Raw genomic sequence first — 18,899 nt, 5'->3', positions numbered from 1 at the left:
GAGCACGTCATGTGACTCACTTCACACTTTGCGGACCCAAGCGTGACCGGCCCAGAACTAAGAAAATTGCGCAAGCATCTCGGCGAGGCACTCGGCAGGGAGCTGACGGCGGCGGACATGGCGAAGCTGTGCGGGCTGCCGGCCGCGGGCGGCGCCGAAAAACTCCGCAAATGGGAAGTCACCGGCCCGACCCCGAAAGTCGCAGGCCTGCTCCGCATCCTGGCGATGGCGAGCGAGCACTATCCGATCCTGGAGAAGTTCGACGTGTTCGATCGTCACGACGTTCCGGTCAAAGATCGCGCCGCGCGCCGCCAGGCGTTCCGCGAGCAGATGCGCGACGACGTGCGCAAGCGATTGGACTAGCAGACCGCTTGGTTAACGCGAGATGCGCGTCGTGCAGGCGGCATTAAGCCTTCCGTCACTCCGGCTTAAGCGTTCGTTAGGCACAACAAAACGTTTCACCGCAAAGGGTGCGACTTAACGCTCCGGACAGCCTTCCGGTGACTGCATTTTATTCAAATGCGGTCTAACCCATCCGCCATGGATGGCGCCATTCACGCTGCGCCTCATGAACTTGTCCGGAGACTACCCCCATGAAGACGTTCCTGCTCGCAACCGCAGCCGCAGCTGTTGCCGTCGCCGCCTTTGGCGCGACCGCCGACGCCGCCGATTTCAACCGCGGCTATTACCAGAAGGCGCCCGCGCCCGTTTACGCCGCGCCGCTCTACAACTGGACCGGCTTCTATCTCGGCGGCCATCTCGGCGGCGTGTTCTCGGGCAACAACAACTTCAACGGCCTCGCGCTCTCGGATTCCGACGGCCGCTTCATGGGCGGCGTGCAGGCCGGCTACGACTGGCAGCTGTCGCCGATGTGGGTGATCGGCCTCGAAGGCCAGTATTCCTGGGTCGGCGGCCATCAGCTCAACGCGATCTTCCCGGGCGGCTACGTCTACAACAACAACCAGCGCGGCATCGGTTCGATCACCGGCCGCGTCGGCTACACCTGGGGCCCGGGCCTGATCTATGTGAAGGGCGGTTACGCCTATTCCGACAACAACGAAACGGTGACGCTCGGCGGCGCGCCGGTCGGCTTCGCGCTCAGCGACAACCACAGCAACGGCTGGACCATCGGCGGCGGCGCCGAATACATGTTCGCGCCGAACTGGTCGGCCAAGGTCGAGTATCAGTACTACGACTTCGGCGACAGCCGCTTCACCGCGCCCGGCGCGCTGGTGCCGGTCGGCAGCTTCCACAATGACGAGCACACCGTGAAGGCTGGCCTCAACTACCGCTTCAATCTTGGTAACTTCGGTGGCGGCCCCGCCTACGGCCGCTACTGAGATCACTCTCCACAACCAAAAGTGGAAAGGCCGGCCTCGCGCCGGCCTTTTTGCATCATATCGCGTGCATTGATTCCGCACAGCGAACCAACACGGCGCCGGCGCGCGGCCGCCCTGAAAAATCCCGCAGATCGCCGCGATTTTCCCGATTTTGTTAACCCGCCGCACCGATACTCCCGCGCCGGGGAAACATCCAAGAGTAGTGGCCAAGGATAGTGGCCAGGGGACGGGGCAATGGCGTTTCGGTTCAAGCTCGGCAAACCAAATCTCAAGCGTATCCGCCTGCCGCAGATGGGCGTCAGGGGTAGCCTGTTCGCGGCCTTCGCCGTGATCGCGGGCATGGCGCTCGTCATCAGCGCAGGCGCCGGCATCGTGCTGCATCAGCTCGGCGGCACCATGAGCGATCTCTCCGGCCGCGACATTCCGCGGCTTGCCGCGAGCCTGCAACTGTCCGCGCAGAGCGCCTCGCTCGCGGCGCAAGGTCCCGGCCTGCTCGCCGTGCAGAGCGAGGATGCGCTGAACGAGCGCACCAAGAAGGTGCAGGAGGTTGCGCAGCAGACCAATGCCAAGCTTGGCGAGATCATCGAGCTCGGCGCCGACAAAGCCGTCGTCAGCGCGCTGCAGGAGAACGTCAAGAACACCGACGAGGCGACCAAGAGCCTGATCTCGGCGGCGCGCGAGCGGCTCGAGGTCGGCGCGCTGCGCGACAAGCAGTACAACGCGCTGCGCAAGGCGCAGGCGGCCTTCGTCTCCGCCACCGGTCCCGCGACGCTCGACGCGCAGACCCGGCTCAACGCCATCCTCGCGGCGGCCGAAGTCTCCGCCGACGACGCCACCGAGGCGGCCCGCACCGTCAGCCAGATCAGCAGCGTGCTGGCCGCCGGCAATCTGATGGCCGCCGACATGACCGCGGCGCTGTCAGCCAATTCCAGCGAGACGCTCGATGCGATCGAGGCGGAGTTCAAGAAGGGCCGCGAACGCGTCAAGTCCAACCTCGACGACCTGCCGAACAATCCGGCGATCGTTGCCGTGCGCGACACCGCGCAGAAGCTGTTGACGCTCGGCGAAGGCAAGACCGGCGTGTTCAAGGTCCGCCAGAAGGAACTCGACTCGATCGACTACGGCCAGACCATCCTGGAAGAGACCCGCAAGCTCAATGTCGGGCTCGGCATCAGCGTCCAGCAGCTGGTCGACGCCGTGCAGAAGGAGACCGACAGCTCGACCTTCCAGGCGCGGCAGCAGATCTCGCTTGCGACCACGGTCATGATCGGCCTCGGTGCGTTGACGCTGGTCGGTTCGTTCCTGTTCGTCTGGCTCTATGTCGGCCGCAACATCCTGCGCCGCATCCGCGGCCTGCAGCGCTCGATGCAGCTGTTGTCCGACGGCGACCTCGACACCGAGATCCCGCAGAGCCGCCAGCGCGACGAAATCGCGGTCATGGCCGACGCACTGCAGGTGTTCCGCGAAAGCATGATCGAGAGCCGCGAGCTGACCGAGAACCAGAACAAGGACCGCTCCGCCAAGGCGGAGCGCGCCTCGCGCATGGAGACCCAGATCGCAACCTTCGAATCGACGGTGCGCGACGCGCTCGGCAGCCTGCAGACCGCCGCGAACTCGATGCAGTCGACCGCGCAGAGCATGTCGGCGACCGCCGACCAGTCGAGCGCATTGGTCAATGCGGTGGCCTCGGCCGCCGAGGAGACCTCGGTCAACGTGCAGACGGTGTCGGCCGGCACCGAGGAGCTGTCGTCCTCGATCCAGGAGATCGGCCGCCAGGTCGTCACCTCGGCGGAGATCGCCCGCAAGGCGGTGGAGGAGGCCAGCGCCACCGACACCACGATGCAGGGGCTCGCCGACAACGCCGCGCGCATCAGCGTCGTGGTCGACCTGATCCAGACCATCGCCTCGCAGACCAACCTGCTGGCGCTCAACGCCACCATCGAGGCGGCGCGTGCCGGCGAGGCCGGCCGCGGCTTCGCCGTGGTCGCCTCCGAGGTGAAGAACCTGGCGAGCCAGACCGCCAAGGCCACCGAGGAGATCCGCCAGCAGATCGTCAGCATGCAGGAGGTGACCACCACGGCGGTCTCCGCGATCCGCAACATCTCGAGCACGATCGGCGAGATCAACGACGTCACCACCGCGATCGCCGCCGCCGTCGAGGAGCAGGGCGCCGCGACCCGCGAGATCGCCCGCAACATCCAGCATGCGGCGGGCGGCACCAGCGAGGTGTCGAGCAACATCGTCGGCGTCTCGACCGCCTCGGCCGAGGCCGGCACTGCTGCCGGCGAGGTGCTCAGCGCCTCCGACGCGCTGCGCCGCGAGGCCGACGTGCTGCGCTCCGAGATCGACGGCTTCCTGTCGAACATAAGGGCGGCGTAAGCTCAGCGAAATCGTAGCCCGGATGGAGCGCAGCGAAATCCGGGGTCGCTCTCTATGGAGCCAGGGCCCCGGATTGCGCTTCGCTCCATCCGGGCTACGGAATTCGGGCCGCCGATCAGCGTATTCTCCGGACGACTATCTGATTTTTCGGCTGGCGCGGCGGGCAATGTGCCGCTAAGCCGGTAGCATGCATACGAAGACCGACAGCCTTCCCTCCTCCGCGGAGGCACTGCGATACCCTTGGGAGAACCATCCCGGCCACGACCAGGTCGTGGAGGTGGCGCCCGGCGTGCTGTGGGCGCGGCTGAAGCTGCCGTTCCGCCTCAACCATGTGAACATCTATCTGCTCGCCGACGGCGACGGCTGGACCATGGTGGATGCCGGCTTCGGCAATGAGGAATCGATTGCGGCCTGGACCACGCTGTTCGAAGGACCGCTGAAGCACGTCAAGGTCAAGCGGCTGATCGTGACGCATTCGCATCCCGACCATGTCGGTCTCGCCGGCTGGATCACCGAGCGCTTCGACTGCCCGCTGTTCATGTCGCAGGTCGAATATCTGCAGTCGGTCTATCACCAGAATCGCGGCACCGAGGAGCGGCGCAACGCGCAGCGGCTGTTCTTTCGCTGCCATGGCATGGACGAGGACCTGACCGAGAAGCTGCTCGGCCGCGGCCAGGACTATCTGAAGCGCGTGTCGGTGCTGCCGCCGTCCTATCACCGCCTCACCCATGGCGACGAGGTCGTGATCGGCACGCGGCGCTTCAAGGTGATCACCGGTGGCGGCCACGCGCTCGACCAGGTGATGCTGTATTGCGCCGCCGACAAGCTGTTCCTGTCCGCCGACCAGGTGCTGAGCAAGATCTCGCCCAATGTCAGCGTCTGGGCGGTCGAGCCCGAGCAGAACTCGCTCGGCGAATATCTGGCCTCGCTGGCGAGCCTGACCACCACTTTGCCCTATGACGTGATGGTGTTGCCCGGCCACGGCGTGCCGTTCTACGGGCTGAAGACCCGGATCAAGCAGCTCGCCGATCATCATGAGGAGCGCTGCCGGCTGATCGCCGAGGCCTGCCGCCAGGTGCCGCAGACCTCCAAGGAACTGGTCCCCGTGGTGTTCCACAAGCACGTGCTGGACGAGCACCAGATGGGCTTCGCCGCCGGCGAGCTGGTCGCCCATGTCAACTACATGCTGGTCGAGGGCCGCCTGACGGCCGCAATGCACGACGACGGCATGCTGCGCTTCAGCACGACCTGAGCTCGGCCGGCCCGTAATGCCCCGGGCTATTTGACCGAAATCAAGCAAAATCGCGCAAGCTAGGGCAATTTGCCCAACTGCGACGCATGCCCAGATGTGGGCCAATGCATGGACATTAGAGCTGGAAAAGCTCTAAGAAGAGGCAGTCGTTCCGGTCAGGTTCCTTTCTGGGTTTGCCGATGGATTACAACCAGTTCTTCAACACCGCCCTCAACCGCCTGCACGATGAGCGGCGCTACCGGGTGTTCGCCGACCTCGAGCGGATCGCGGGACGCTTCCCGCACGCGACCTGGCATTCGCCGAAAGGCAGCCGCAACGTCGTGATCTGGTGCTCCAACGACTATCTCGGCATGGGTCAGCACCCCAAGGTGGTCGGCGCCATGGTCGAGACGGCGACCCGGGTCGGCACCGGCGCTGGCGGCACCCGCAACATCGCCGGCACCCACCATCCGCTGGTGCAGCTCGAGGCCGAGCTCGCCGACCTGCATGGCAAGGAAGCCTCGCTGCTGTTCACCTCTGGCTACGTCTCGAACCAGACCGGCATCTCGACGCTCGCCAAGCTTATTCCGAACTGCCTGATCCTGTCGGACGCGCTGAACCACAATTCGATGATCGAAGGCGTGCGCCAGGCCGGCTGCGACCGCCAGATCTTCCGCCATAACGACGTCGCCCATCTCGAGGAGCTCCTGATCGCCGCCGGTCCCGACCGGCCGAAGCTGATCGTCTGCGAGAGCCTCTATTCGATGGACGGCGACGTCGCGCCGCTCGCCAAGATCTGCGATCTGGCCGAGAAATACGGCGCCATGACCTATGTCGACGAGGTCCATGCGGTCGGCATGTACGGCCCGCGCGGCGGCGGCATTGCCGAGCGTGACGGCGTGATGCACCGGATCGACGTGCTCGAGGGCACGCTGGCCAAGGCGTTCGGCTGCCTCGGCGGCTATATCGCGGGCCGCGCCGAGATCATCGACGCGGTGCGGTCCTACGCGCCGGGCTTCATCTTCACCACCGCCCTGCCGCCGGCGATCTGCTCGGCCGCGACGGCTGCGATCCGCCACCTCAAGACCTCGACCTGGGAGCGCGAGCGCCACCAGGACCGCGCCGCCCGCACCAAGGCGATCCTGACCGCCGCCGGCCTGCCGGTGATGTCGAGCGACACCCATATCGTGCCGCTGTTCGTCGGCGACCCCGAGAAGTGCAAGCGCGCCTCCGACCTGCTGCTCGAGGACCACGGCATCTACATCCAGCCGATCAACTACCCGACGGTCGCCAAGGGCACCGAGCGGCTGCGCATCACGCCCTCGCCCTACCATGACGATGGCCTGATCGACGCGCTGGCCGAGGCCCTGCTCCAGGTCTGGGACCGGCTCGGCCTGCCGCTGCGCCAGAAATCGCTGGCCGCCGAGTAACCCTATCCGTTTCTACCCCCGAATTCGGGCCGGCCGTGCATCGCGCGGCCGGCCCTTTGCGTTATAATCCTGACACCCGGCCCCTTTGTTCGAGCATGATCTTTCCGGATCATGCCTTGGAGGCCGGGACAGGAGATGAGCAGCGATGCTGCACGATTGGGGCGTGATCGCCACGGCGTTCGCCTACATCGGATTGTTGTTCTTCATTGCCAGCCGCGGCGACCGGATGTCGGCGGGCGAGCGCGGCCGTGCCAGCCAGTGGATCTATCCGCTGTCGCTGGCGATCTACTGCACCTCCTGGACCTTCTTCGGCTCGGTCGGCTTCGCCACCCGCACCAGCGTCGACTTCCTGGCGATCTATGTCGGCCCGATCGTGATGGTCGGGCTGTGCACGCCACTGCTCCGCCGCGTCATCGCGCTCGCCAAGTCGCAGAACATCACCTCGATCGCCGACTTCATCGCCGCCCGCTACGGCAAGAGCCAGGCGGTCGCGGCCACCGTGGCGCTGATCGCGATCATCGGCTCGGTGCCCTACATCGCGCTGCAGCTCAAGGCGATGGCCTCGTCGCTCGAGACCATCCTGAGCGAGGACCAGGCGTTCTCGAAAATCCCCGTGATCGGCGACATCGCGCTGATGGTGACGCTGGCGATGGCGGTGTTCGCGGTGCTGTTCGGCACCCGCCACACCGACGCGACCGAGCACCAGCACGGCCTGATCCTGGCGATCGCCGCCGAATCCATCGTCAAGCTGGTCGCCTTCATCGCCGCCGGCGCCTTCGTCACCTTCTGGATGTTCTCGCCGGTCGAGCTCTATGAGCGCGCCCTGAAGACGCCGGAGGCGGTGCGCGCGATCGAATATGTGCCGTCGATCGGCAACTTCCTGATCATGACGCTGCTGTCGTTCTGCGCGGTCATGCTGCTGCCGCGCCAGTTCCATGTCAGCGTGGTGGAGAATTCGACGCCGGCCGAGGTCACAAGGGCGCGCTGGCTGTTTCCGCTCTACCTCGTCGTCATCAACCTGTTCGTGATTCCGATCGCGATCGCCGGCCTCGTGATCTTCCCGTTCGGCGCGGTCGATGCCGACATGTTCGTGCTGGCGCTGCCGATCGAGGGCAACTCGCAGCTGCTCAGCCTCGCCGTCTTCGTCGGCGGGCTGTCGGCGGCGACCGCGATGGTGATCGTCGAATGCGTCGCGCTCTCGATCATGGTCTCCAACGACATCGTGCTGCCGCTGGTGCTGCCGCGCAGCGACGACGTCAGCGCCGGCCAGAAGGATTTTGGCGATTTCCTGCTGAAGGCGCGCCGCTTCTCGATCTTCGCCATCATGGTGCTGGCGTATTTCTACTATCGCGCGCTCGGCAACACCCAGCTGGTCGCGATCGGCCTGCTGTCGTTCGCCGCGATCACCCAGCTCGCACCGGCGTTCTTCGGCGGCCTGTTCTGGCGCCGGGCCACCGCGCGCGGCGCCATGGCGGGCATGCTGGTCGGCTTCGCGACCTGGCTCTACACGCTGTTCATCCCGAGCTTCCTGGAAAACTCGACCGGCGGGCTGATGCTGCTGCAGCACGGCCCGTTCGGGATCGAGGCGCTGCGGCCGCAGGCGCTGTTCGGCGCCGATTTGCCGCCGCTGCTGCACGGCGTGCTGTGGAGCCTTGCGCTCAACATCCTCACCTACGTGCTGTTCTCGCTGGCGCGCGCGCCGTCCGCGATCGAGCTGCTGCAGGCCGACGTGTTCGTGCCCAATGCACTGGCGCCGATCGCGCCGAGCTTCCGGCGCTGGCGCACCACGGTGACGGTGCAGGACATCGAGAGCACGGTGACGCAATATCTCGGCCCTGAGCGCACCCGCGAAGCGTTCGCCGCGTTCGCCGTCGACCGCAATATCGTGCTGCTGGCGTCGGCGCCGGCCGATTTCGAGCTGCTGCAGCACGCCGAGCGGCTGATCGCGTCCTCGATCGGGGCGGCGTCCTCGCGGCTCGTGATGTCGCTGCTGCTGCAGCGGCGCACGGTGTCGGCCAAGGCCGCGCTGAAGCTGCTCGATGACTCCCACGCCGCGCTGCATTTCAACCGCGAGATCCTGCAGACCGCGCTCAATCACGTCCGCCAGGGCATCGCGGTGTTCGACGCCGATCTGCAGCTGATCTGCTCCAACCGCCAGTTCTCCGAATTGCTGGGGCTGCCGCCGCACCTGGTGCAACTCGGCATCCCCTTGCCCGAGATCCTCGAATTCATGGGCGCGATCAGTCCGCCGGCGGCCGGCGACGGCGACAACCTGCTGCAGGCACGCCTGCGTGCCTACACCAGCGAGGGCGAGCCCTATCTGGAGCGCTTCACCGACCGCCACCTGGTGATCGAGGTGCGCGCCAACCGCATGCCGGGCGGCGGGCTCGTCATCACCTTCTCCGACGTCACGCCGAGCTTCGAGGCCGCGGAGGCGCTGGAGCGCGCCAATGCGACGCTGGAAAAGCGTGTGCGCGACCGCACCGAGGAGCTGACCCGGCTGAACTCGGAGCTCGCGCTCGCCAAGGGCATCGCGGAGGACGCCAACGCCTCCAAGACGCGCTTCCTGGCCGCCGCCAGCCACGACATCCTGCAGCCGCTGAATGCCGCGCGCCTCTACGTCACGAGCCTGGTCGAGCGCCAGAACGGCGGCGAGGATTCGCGCCTGGTCGAGAACATCGACGACTCGCTCGAGGCGATCGAGGACATCCTGGGTGCGCTGCTCGACATCTCCAGGCTCGATGCGGGCGCCATGACGCCGGCGATCACGAGCTTCCGGATGGCCGATCTGATGCGCTCGCTGGAGATCGAGTTCATGCCGATCGCCCGCGACAAGGGCCTCGATCTGCGCTTCATCGCCTGCTCGCTGCCGGTCGAGTCCGACCGCTCGCTGCTGCGCCGGCTGTTGCAGAACTTCATCTCCAACGCGATCAAATATACCCCGCGCGGCCGCGTCCTGATCGGCTGCCGGCGCCGCGGCGACACGCTCCAGATCAGCATCTTCGACACCGGCGTCGGCATTCCCGTGCAGAAGCGCGGCGAGATCTTCAAGGAATTCCACCGCCTCGAACAGGGCGCCCGGATCGCCCGCGGCCTCGGCCTCGGCCTGTCGATCGTCGAGCGGCTGGCGCGCGTGCTCAACCACCGTATCGCGATCTCGGCCAATGTGAGCGGCGGCTCGGCATTCTCGGTCACCGTGCCGGTCGCGACCGCCGTCAACCATACCGCCGCCGTCACCACCGCGACGCCGCTGTCGAAGACGCCCATGAGCGGCTCGCTGATCGTCTGCATCGAGAACGATCCCGCCATCCTCGACGGCATGAAGACGCTGCTCACGGCGTGGGACGCCGAAGTGATCGCGGTGCTCGATGCCGACGGTGCCATCAGCGCGATCGAGGCCGCCGGCGGCCGCGTCACCGGGGTGCTGGTCGATTACCATCTCGATCGCGGCAACGGCGTCGCCGCGATCCGCGAGATCCGCCGCCGCTTCGGCGACGGCATCCCGGCGATCCTGATCACCGCCGACCGCAGCCCCGCGGTGCGCGCCGCCGCCCGCGAGGAAAACATCGCCGTCCTCAACAAGCCGGTCAAACCCGCCTCGCTGCGCGCCCTGCTCGGGCAATGGCGGACCCAGCAGATGGTGGCGGCGGAGTAGCTGAGTGCCGCGGGCGCGCCTGCGAACGGGCAAGGCATCACTCAGCGCTGACCGGCCGCGACGAAATCGCGCACAGATTGTGCTGAGAGCAAAGAGCACGTAGATTCGTTACCGAATCCCGACCGATGGGATCCACGGAGGAATTTATGACGCTCGATGATTTGGTTTTCACGCCCGATGGTCGAGAGACGCTGCGCGATTTGCTTTTCACGTTTGATGGCCGAATCGAACGCAGAAAGTTCTGGCTGGCCGCGCTTGTGTGGATTCTTATTCCCATAGCGATTTGGGCAGCACTTGTTCTCGTTGGATGGCTGTCCTCCCTCGCATGGATCGCAGGAGTGGCTGTTGTCTTTGTCGCCGGCGCTCTGTCGATCCTTTCGGCGATCGCCGTTGGTATCAAGCGCCTGCACGATCGCGGCAAGAGCGGGCGGTGGCTTCTGCCGTTTTATTTGGGGCCGGCCATCATTGGAACGATCGGCGGGGCGACTGGATCAATTCGCATCGCCAGCCTCATCTCTACCGCGATCAGCGTCTGGGCGGTTGTCGAACTCGGCTGCCTTCCCGGCACCGCTGGACCGAACAGATATGGACCCGATCCGCTCGCCGCGTCCGACGCGGGATCGGCTTCGACATGAGAAAACAATAACCGCAGTACGTCATGGTGACGGCGATCGATCGGCTCGCGGCCGGCGCAAGACCCGCAAACGAAGCGCGGCCGCAACGGCGAGCAGGGCCGGCACCACGAAGCTCGCCGGCACCCAGAAGGCGGCGCGCGCCATCGTCGCGTCGGCGATCGCAGCCGACAGGCCACTGGCATTCGCGATCAGGCCTGCGATCGCAGCACCGAACGCAAAGCCCATCTGCTGGATCGTCGGCACCGACGAGGCCGCGACCACCTCGTCGCCCGCCTTGGCACTGTCCATGACCCGATGTGCGACGAGGGGCCAGCACTGGCCGATACCTGCTCCCAGTATCGCGATCGCCACAACCAGCAGGATGATCGACGCCGCGCCGTCCGAGCCAAGCCACCCGATCGCGGCAAGACTCGCTGCCATGATCGCAGGACCGGTCAGCATCAGGCCCTCGGCCCGGCGAGCCGACGCTCCGGCCGTCAGCAGCGAGGCGGCGCTCCAGCCCAGCGAAGCGCAGGCGACGGTGAAGCCGGCCGAGAGCGGATCGAAGCCATGCAATTGCTGCAGGAACATCGGCACGTAGATCTGCAGCGGGCTGAAGGTGATGCAGAGCAGCAGCGCAAGCCACAGACCGACGCCGGTGCCGGTGCGCCAGGAGAACGCATCACTGGGCAGCAGCCGCCGTGACGCCAGGCGGTCAAGCCGCAGCATCGCGGCAAACGAGACGATCGCCGTGACGATCAGGCCGAGCTTCAAAAATGACGATCCGACGGCCGAGGTGGCTGACGTCGCGGCGATGGCGAGACAGATCAGCGCGACACGGCCGATCGGTACCCGCGCCGAGGATGCAGGCTTGGCCGCCGTCACCGGCGGCAGCACGAAGAAAGCTGCGGCCGCCAGCACGGCGGCGATCGTGGCGCTGGCGACAAAGGCACCGCGCCAGCTGGCGAAATGCGCGAACATCCCGCCGACCAGCGGGCCGATCAGCACCGACAGGCTCCAGCTCGTCGACATCAGCGCGATCGCACGCGACCAGATGTGCTCCGGAAAGGTGCCGCGCACCAGAACATAGGCGACGGCAGCCTCCAGGCCGCCGCCGAATCCCTGGATCAACCGTCCGGCCACGATCCAGCCCATCGCCGGCGCCAGCGAACACAACACGGCTCCGATGCCGAAGATCGCAACGCCCACACAGTAGACCTGCCGTGCGCCGAGTGCGGTCGACAGCACGCCGACGCAGCTGGCCGCGACGATGGAGGATGCCAGATAGGCCGTGGTCGGCCAGCTCAGCATGGCGACGCCGCCGAGTTCGCCGACGATGGACGGCAGCACCGTCGTCAGCATCAGCACGTTCATGGATTGCAGCAGCACGCCGCCGAGCAGGATGGTGAGCGTCGGGATCCATTCGCGCCTGAGCAGCGATCGCCACCCCTCGCGGACTTCTTGTCGCTCCATGTCGGAGTTTCTCCTTCCGGACTGGCGCCAAGGCAGTTGCCCGCGGCGGCGATTTCCGGTTATTTTAGATAGCATCTTGTTTCTAAAATAGGCCGATGAGTCAAGACGACGCAAACAGCCAGGATCGCATCCTGTTCGAACTGAAGACGCGCGGCCCGCAGACGGCCGCCGGCGTCGGCGCGCGGCTGGACATGACGCCTGCCGGTGTGCGCCAGCATCTCGTCAAGCTCGAAGCGGCAGGCCTCGTCGAAAGCGGCGATGAACGCGAAGGGCGCGGGCGGCCGCGGAAGTATTGGCGTCTGACGGCGCGCGGCCACGCGCGCTTCCCCGACCGCCATTCCGACCTCACGCTTGATCTGCTGCGGTCGATGCATGAGGTGTTTGGCGAGCGCGGCCTGGAGACGCTGATCGCGCATCGCGAACGCGTCAGTATCGCCGACTACCGCAAGGCGGTCGGAACGGCGGGTTCACTCCGACGGAAGCTCACGGCGCTCGCCCGGATCAGGAGCCGGGAAGGCTACATGGCGAGCGTGGTCAGGGACGCCGGCGGCTTTCTGCTGATCGAGGACCACTGCCCGATCTGCGCGGCGGCGGCAGCCTGTCAGGGCCTCTGCCGCTCCGAACTTGCGGTGTTTCGCGCCGTGCTGGGCAGCGACGTCGTGGTCGAGCGCGTCGATCATATCCTGGCCGGCGCGCGGCGCTGCGCGTACCGGGTGATGCCGGCCGCGTGAGTCAGCTCGACGGCGTGCCCTGGCGCCATTGGCCGCCGGCGATCTTGGCGGCGGCGATCACGGCTTGGGTGCGGCTTTCGACGCCGAGCTTCTGCAGGATGGCGGAGACGTGGGCCTTGATGGTGGCTTCGGAGACGCCGAGCTCGTAGGCGATCTGCTTGTTGAGCAGCCCCTCCGACAGCATCATCAGCACCCGCACCTGTTGCGGGGTCAGCGTCACCAGGCGGTCGCGCAGCCGGGTCATGTCGGGATCGCCGGCCGCCGACAGATCGGTGTCCGGCGGAACCCAGACGTCGCCCTCCATCACCTTCATGATGGCATCGCGCAACGTCTCGACGCCGAAGCGCTTGGGGATGAAGCCGGACGCGCCGAAGTCGAGCGAGCGGCGGATCGTCCCGGCATCGTCGCTGGCGGAGACGATCACCACCGGGATCGCTGGATACTGGGCCCGCAGATAGATCAGGCCGGAGAAGCCACTGATCCCCGGCATGCTCAGGTCGAGCAGGATCAGGTCGACCTCGGAGTCCTGTTCCAGCAGCGCGGTCAGGTCCTCGAACGATCCAGCCTCGCTGATCGTGGCCGAACTCACAACGCTCGACACCGCCTGGCGCAACGCATCGCGGAACAGCGGATGGTCGTCGGCGATGACAAGATGAGTATTGGCAGCAGCAGTCATCTCAGTCCCACAAGCGGGCTTTGGCAAACCCGCGTCGCTCGGTTGTCGCTCGCGCGGCAGTATCACGCAAGCGCTTGATAATACCAGATGCCAACGCAGTTAACCCGCCTAGCTTGTGCGCCGCAACAGGCGCACGCGGGGGCGTTCCATCCTGCTCTCGCCTCTGAAGATAAGTTCAAGCGTGCAAAAGCCAAAAGTCTTATTGGGGCGGGTTTCACTGCGATGTTACCCTCAAACCAAGCCTAGGACCCATTCGGGCCTAACCCGCCAGCCGGGGGCGAGCATGGCAGCAATAATTCGGGGGGAGCAATCCAGATGTCCACTATGACTGCAACTTCGGCACGGCCCGCCGGCATGACGAAGGATGAACGGTTCGTCATCCTCGCGTCGTCGCTCGGCACCGTGTTCGAGTGGTACGACTTCTATCTCTACGGTTCGCTGGCCGGCATCATCGGCGCGCAGTTCTTCTCCGACTATCCGCCCGCCACCCGCGATATCTTCGCGTTGCTGGCGTTCGCCGCGGGCTTCCTGGTCCGCCCGTTCGGCGCGATCGTGTTCGGCCGGGTCGGCGATATCGTCGGCCGCAAATACACCTTCCTCGTCACCATCCTGATCATGGGCCTGTCGACCTTCATCGTCGGCCTGTTGCCCAACGCCAAGACCATCGGCATCGCGGCGCCGATCATCCTGATCTCGCTCCGCCTGCTGCAGGGCCTCGCCCTCGGTGGCGAATATGGCGGTGCGGCGACCTATGTCGCCGAGCATGCGCCGCCCGGCAAGCGCGGCTACTACACCTCGTTCATCCAGACCACGGCCACGCTCGGGCTGTTCCTGTCGCTGCTGGTGATCCTGTTCACCCGAACCATCACCGGCGAAAAGGACTTCGCGGAGTGGGGCTGGCGGATTCCGTTCCTGGTGTCGGTGCTGCTGCTCGGCATCTCGGTCTGGATCCGGCTGCGGCTGAACGAATCGCCGGTGTTCCAGCGGATGAAGGACGAGGGCAAGACTTCCAAGGCGCCGCTGACCGAGGCCTTCGCGACCTGGAGCAACGCCAAGATCGTGATCCTCGCGCTGCTCGGCCTGACCATGGGCCAGGCGGTGATCTGGTACACGGGCCAGTTCTACGCGCTGTTCTTCCTGCAATCGATCCTGAAGGTCGACGGTTATACCGCCAACCTGCTGATCGCCTGGTCGCTGCTGCTCGGCACCGGCTTCTTCCTGGTGTTCGGCGCGCTGTCGGACAAGATCGGCCGCAAGCCTATCATCCTGGCGGGCTGCCTGATCGGCGCACTCACGCTGTTCCCGATCTTCAAGATGATCACGACCAACGCCAATCCGGCATTGGAGAAGGCCTATGAGACGGTCAAGGTGCAGGTGGTTGCGGATCCCGCAGGCTGCGGCGATCTGTTCAACCCGGTCGGCACCCGCGTCTTCACCGCGCCTTGCGACACCGCCCGCGCCTTCCTCGCCCAATCGTCGGTGAAATATTCGACGGTACCGGGCCCGGCCGGCTCGCCGGTGAAAGTCCTGATCAACGACAAGGAAGTGCCGTACACGGACGCCAAGACGTCGAACCCCGCAATCCTCGCGGCGGCGCAGGCGGCGGGCTATCCGAAGCCGGGTGACGCCGGCATCGTGAAGATGTCGCACCCGTTCGACGTCTTCCGTCCGCAGGTGGCCTCGGTCATCGGCCTGCTGTTCATCCTGGTGCTGTACGTCACCATGGTCTACGGCCCGATTGCCGCCATGCTGGTCGAGCTGTTCCCGACCCGCATCCGCTACACCTCGATGTCGCTGCCCTATCACATCGGCAACGGCTGGTTCGGCGGCCTGCTCCCGGCGACCGCGTTCGCGATCACCGCCTCGACCGGCGATATCTACTCCGGTCTCTGGTATCCGGTCATCTTCGCCGCAATCACCGTCGTGGTCGGCGCGCTGTTCATTCCGGAAACCAAGGACGTCGACATCACCAAGACCTGACCAGTCGACACCGCAATCAAATGCATCGGCCGCGGAGCGATCCGCGGCCGATGTCGTTTTGGCAGCCGGGCCTTGAAAGCGAGGCGCTGCGCGTCAGCGCGTGGCGCCGATGAATTGCAGCACGATCTCGCGCCGGTGCGGACGGGCACGATGCTCGATCAGATAGATGCCCTGCCAGGTGCCGAGCGCCATCTCGCCGTCGAGCACGGGGACCTGCAGCGAGGTCGCCGTCAGCATGGTCTTGATGTGCGCCGGCATGTCGTCGGGGCCTTCGGCGTCGTGACGCCAGCCGCCGTGTTCGGGCGCCGCCCGATCGAGCGCCGTCATCAGGTCGAGCAGCACCGTCGGATCGGCATTCTCCTGGATCGTCAGCGAAGCCGAGGTGTGACGGATGAACAGCGTCACCGCGCCCTCGCCGGCGCGCACCTCGCGCAGGAATTTGGCGACCTCGCGCGTGATGTCGGTGAAGCCGGCGCCCGACGTTTCGACCGTCAGGCGTGACGACACGATGCTGGTCGCCGCGATGGAAGATGGCGAAGTGCGGGACGTGGTTCTCGCTGAATTCATCTGCGGTCTCTCAACACGTCGTCCCGGCGAAGGCCGGGACGCATACACCGCGGCCCCTCAGTTAACGAAGATTTGGAGCTGCCAGCTTAGCCAACCAACTCCCAGCGGCGGTTATTGGTCCCGGCTTTCGCCGGGACGACGCCGTAGAGACGGCGCCGACGTCAGCTCAAATCTTGCCGCCATTGACGTCGCGCTGCACGCGGTTGGCCATCTCGATCAGCCGCCGCCAGGCCCGCTCCAGGAACGACATCATGCGGTCCATGTCGCGGTCGCTCGGCAGCGGAATCTCGATCTTGCGCTCGCCCTCCGCGACCTTCGGCTCCGCCTTCTTCAGCTGATCCGATTTCGGCAATGCCTCGTCGGTCTTGGCCGACGGGGCGCGCGCGGCGAGCTCGCCCTTCAGTCTGTCGTTGTCAACTTGCAGGCGCCCGATCTCGGCATCCAGCGCCGCCCGCTCGTCGGGCACCATGTAACAGGCCCAGCCGGCACTGGAATTGGTGCAGGTCGAGACCGCGCCGGTACGCGTGTCGAGCCGCAGGAAGCCATCGCCGGCCGGCGACAGGGCGTAGCGGCCGTTCTCGGTGTCGGGTGTGGTTTGGGCGCGCGCCGCGCCGCTTGCGATCAGGACGGCGGCAATTGCGATGAACAATTTCGACGGCAACATCGCGATGGGCATGGCTTGCTCCGCCTCAACCTGATTGCTGCCCCTGGACCACACAGCTATAGGGCTTGCGGCCCGACTTCAACGCGTCTTCGAGCAATTCGATCCGGTCCTGCCCCCAGAACACCTCGCCATCCAGCACATATCCGGGCGAGCCGAACACATCGGCTTCCAATGCATTCTGCCGATTCTGCTCATACGCCGCGCTGATCTCATCGGAGCCCGAACGCTCGACCAGCTGCCGGCCCGGCAGACCGGCATCGTCGGCGAGCTTCACCAGCGTCGCGGGATCGGCAAGATTGAGCTCAAGCTCCCACACCGCGGGATAGGCGCGTTGCAAAAACGGCTCGGGATCGAGACCCGCCTCGAGCAGCGCAATCACCACGCCGTCGGCAAGGCGCCCGTTGAACGGCCAGTTGGCCGGCTGCAGATGAAAATTCAGCCCACGCTTGTCGCGCCAACGCTGCAACTCGATCATCCGGTAGCGCTGCCGCACCGGGTGACGCTTGGCGAGCGGCAGTCCGCCGGTTTCCGAGAACAGATCGACCAGCAGCACGGGCCGGTAATTTACCTTGAGATCATAAGTGCTTACGAGTCGCGCGAAGGCCTCGTGGCCGATATAGGCCCAGGGCGATTGCAGCGAGAAGTAGTAGTCGATCTGGCGCGCCATGCGGAACCTTGACTGCAAGAGAGATCGGGACTTTCGCTGATCCCAGCAGAGCAGGAAAAGCCACGCAACATCGCACAATGCCACGCAAGCTGTTGCACTGCGAACACTGCGTCACTCTGACCTTGAATATCTTCAAATAAAACCAGCAGAATCAAAGCAATAAGCGGTTACGACGCAATCTTGACTTGATTAGACGCGGTAAGTATGGTCCGCGCGGCTTTTGACGGGGACGGGCGCAATTTCCATCATCCGCGGCATCGGTTAGTGTTTGCAGCATGGCTGAGAACACCAACGACGGCGCAAATGGAAGTCGCGATCAATCGTCTCCTGACGAAGCTGCGCTTTCCGCAAGGCTCGGAAGTCTCGATCATCGGTTGTCAGAAATTCGCGACAGCCGCAGGAGCAAGACTGATCAATCCGGTAATGAAGGCGGGGACAGTGCGGCCAGAGCTTCGGCGATGGCGCTCGGTTTTCGTCTTTCCTCGGAGCTGATCGCGGGCGTTGCCGTCGGAGCGGCGATTGGCTGGGGGTTCGACCGTTTGCTGTCGACGTCGCCATTCGGCTTCATCGTGTTAACGCTGCTTGGCTTCGTCGCCGGGGTGGTCAACGTGGTGAGGTCCGCGGGCGTGGCCTCGGGCAAGCGCTGAGCGCTGGCGGGAAGTCACGACATTTGAAATTCGATTACCGGCACGAGAGCCGGTGGACCAAGAGCCGCGCGGATGAAAATCGACCCGATCCACCAGTTCAATATCGAGCCCCTCTTCACGCTCGGCCACATCGGCAATCACACGATCGCCTTCACCAATTCGTCGCTCTTCATGCTCATCGCGGTGCTGCTGATCGCACTGCTGATGCTGGCGAGCGGCCGGGACCTGGTTCCGGGGCGACTGCAGTCGGTCGCCGAAATCTCCTACGAGTTCGTCGCCACCACGATTCGCAGCACGGCCGGCTCGGAAGGCATGAAGTTCTTCCCGCTGATCTTCTCGCTCTTCATGTTCCTGTGCGTCTCGAACCTCGTCGGCGTCATTCCCTACACCTTCACGATCGCGAGCCACCTGATCGTCACGGCGGCGCTGGCGCTCTTGGTGTTCTTCACCGTCCTGATCTACGGCATCTACAAGAACGGCCTGAAATTCTTCAGCATCTTCGTCCCCCACGGCGTTCCGGTCTACATCCTGCCGCTGGTCATGTTCATCGAGATCCTGTCGTTCTTCCTGCGCCCGGTCTCGCACAGCGTTCGTCTGTTCGCCAACATGCTGGCCGGCCACATCGCGCTCAAGGTGTTCGCGGGCTTCGTCGCGATGCTCGGCTTCTCGCTCGGCGCGCTCGGCTGGTTCGGCGGCGTGCTGCCGCTGGCGCTCACGGTCGCGCTGTACGCGCTCGAACTGCTGGTCGCATTCCTGCAGGCCTACGTGTTCGCGATCCTGACCTGCATCTACCTCAACGACGCCATTCATCCGGGACACTAAGCGGTCCGGGGAATCTCCACCCA

General features: G+C 65.4%; 16 protein-coding genes. 11 read left to right on the top strand and 5 right to left on the bottom strand.

Annotated features, from left to right (window positions below; all coding sequences use genetic code 11):
* Positions 1-42: 42 nt before the first annotated feature.
* The 7 genes from BRSPCE3_RS12535 (at position 43) to BRSPCE3_RS12505 (ending at position 10,670) form a co-directional block, all read left to right on the top strand.
* Positions 43-363, top strand: coding sequence for a hypothetical protein (locus tag BRSPCE3_RS12535; protein ID WP_244066119.1), 321 nt, complete (start codon positions 43-45; stop codon positions 361-363).
* A gap of 230 nt (positions 364-593) precedes the next feature.
* Positions 594-1,340 (top strand): outer membrane protein, encoded by a 747-nt coding sequence (locus tag BRSPCE3_RS12530; RefSeq protein ID WP_244066118.1) that lies wholly within the window; start codon positions 594-596, stop codon positions 1,338-1,340.
* 234 nt (positions 1,341-1,574) lie between these two features.
* Entirely contained in the window at positions 1,575-3,719 is a 2,145-nt protein-coding gene (locus BRSPCE3_RS12525; protein ID WP_244066117.1) for a methyl-accepting chemotaxis protein, read from the top strand.
* A 187-nt stretch (positions 3,720-3,906) separates the two neighbouring features.
* Entirely contained in the window at positions 3,907-4,971 is a 1,065-nt protein-coding gene (locus BRSPCE3_RS12520) for an MBL fold metallo-hydrolase (RefSeq protein ID WP_244066116.1), read from the top strand.
* Positions 4,972-5,150: 179 nt separating this feature from the next.
* Entirely contained in the window at positions 5,151-6,380 is a 1,230-nt protein-coding gene (gene hemA, locus BRSPCE3_RS12515; RefSeq protein WP_244066115.1) for a 5-aminolevulinate synthase, read from the top strand.
* 145 nt (positions 6,381-6,525) lie between these two features.
* Positions 6,526-10,035: a PAS domain-containing hybrid sensor histidine kinase/response regulator gene (locus tag BRSPCE3_RS12510; RefSeq protein ID WP_244066114.1), complete on the top strand. Its 3,510-nt coding sequence runs from the start codon at positions 6,526-6,528 to the stop codon at positions 10,033-10,035.
* Positions 10,036-10,181: 146 nt separating this feature from the next.
* Positions 10,182-10,670 carry a DUF805 domain-containing protein gene (locus tag BRSPCE3_RS12505; RefSeq protein ID WP_244066113.1) on the top strand — a complete coding sequence of 163 codons (489 nt, stop codon included), beginning with the start codon at positions 10,182-10,184 and terminating at the stop codon, positions 10,668-10,670.
* Between the two features lie 21 nt (positions 10,671-10,691).
* Here the strand turns inward: BRSPCE3_RS12505 and BRSPCE3_RS12500 are convergent, their stop codons facing one another.
* A complete protein-coding gene (locus BRSPCE3_RS12500) occupies positions 10,692-12,122 on the bottom strand; it encodes an MFS transporter (RefSeq protein ID WP_244066112.1) in 1,431 nt (476 codons plus the stop codon).
* Between the two features lie 95 nt (positions 12,123-12,217).
* On the opposite strand from BRSPCE3_RS12500, the gene BRSPCE3_RS12495 reads away from it, so the two are divergent.
* Entirely contained in the window at positions 12,218-12,853 is a 636-nt protein-coding gene (locus BRSPCE3_RS12495) for a metalloregulator ArsR/SmtB family transcription factor (protein WP_244066111.1), read from the top strand.
* A gap of 1 nt (position 12,854) precedes the next feature.
* On the opposite strand, the gene BRSPCE3_RS12490 is transcribed toward BRSPCE3_RS12495, so the two are convergent.
* Positions 12,855-13,529 (bottom strand): response regulator transcription factor, encoded by a 675-nt coding sequence (locus tag BRSPCE3_RS12490; RefSeq protein WP_244066110.1) that lies wholly within the window; start codon positions 13,527-13,529, stop codon positions 12,855-12,857.
* Positions 13,530-13,883: 354 nt separating this feature from the next.
* Between BRSPCE3_RS12490 and BRSPCE3_RS12485 the strand changes: the two genes are divergently transcribed.
* On the top strand, positions 13,884-15,509 hold the full coding sequence (locus BRSPCE3_RS12485) for an MFS transporter (RefSeq protein WP_244066531.1): 1,626 nt from the start codon (positions 13,884-13,886) through the stop codon (positions 15,507-15,509).
* Positions 15,510-15,602: 93 nt separating this feature from the next.
* Here the strand turns inward: BRSPCE3_RS12485 and BRSPCE3_RS12480 are convergent, their stop codons facing one another.
* From BRSPCE3_RS12480 to BRSPCE3_RS12470, 3 genes are all read right to left on the bottom strand, one after another.
* Positions 15,603-16,076, bottom strand: a complete 474-nt coding sequence (locus BRSPCE3_RS12480) for a secondary thiamine-phosphate synthase enzyme YjbQ (RefSeq protein WP_244066109.1) — start codon at positions 16,074-16,076, stop codon at positions 15,603-15,605.
* A 166-nt stretch (positions 16,077-16,242) separates the two neighbouring features.
* The gene (locus BRSPCE3_RS12475; protein WP_244066108.1) at positions 16,243-16,752 is read right to left on the bottom strand and encodes a hypothetical protein; all 510 of its coding nucleotides are present in this window, start codon (positions 16,750-16,752) and stop codon (positions 16,243-16,245) included.
* 13 nt (positions 16,753-16,765) lie between these two features.
* Entirely contained in the window at positions 16,766-17,407 is a 642-nt protein-coding gene (locus BRSPCE3_RS12470) for a 2-hydroxychromene-2-carboxylate isomerase (RefSeq protein ID WP_244066107.1), read from the bottom strand.
* A gap of 275 nt (positions 17,408-17,682) precedes the next feature.
* On the opposite strand from BRSPCE3_RS12470, the gene BRSPCE3_RS12465 reads away from it, so the two are divergent.
* On the top strand, positions 17,683-18,054 hold the full coding sequence (locus BRSPCE3_RS12465) for an AtpZ/AtpI family protein (RefSeq protein WP_244066106.1): 372 nt from the start codon (positions 17,683-17,685) through the stop codon (positions 18,052-18,054).
* 72 nt (positions 18,055-18,126) lie between these two features.
* A complete protein-coding gene (locus BRSPCE3_RS12460) occupies positions 18,127-18,876 on the top strand; it encodes a F0F1 ATP synthase subunit A (RefSeq protein ID WP_244066105.1) in 750 nt (249 codons plus the stop codon).
* Positions 18,877-18,899 lie beyond the last annotated feature (23 nt).

It is taken from the genome of Bradyrhizobium sp. Ce-3 (assembly GCF_022835695.1).
Taxonomy (GTDB): Bacteria; Pseudomonadota; Alphaproteobacteria; order Rhizobiales; family Xanthobacteraceae; genus Bradyrhizobium.
The sequence above is the reverse complement of the archived record's forward strand: the minus strand, read 5'-3'. Positions and strand labels throughout refer to the sequence as shown.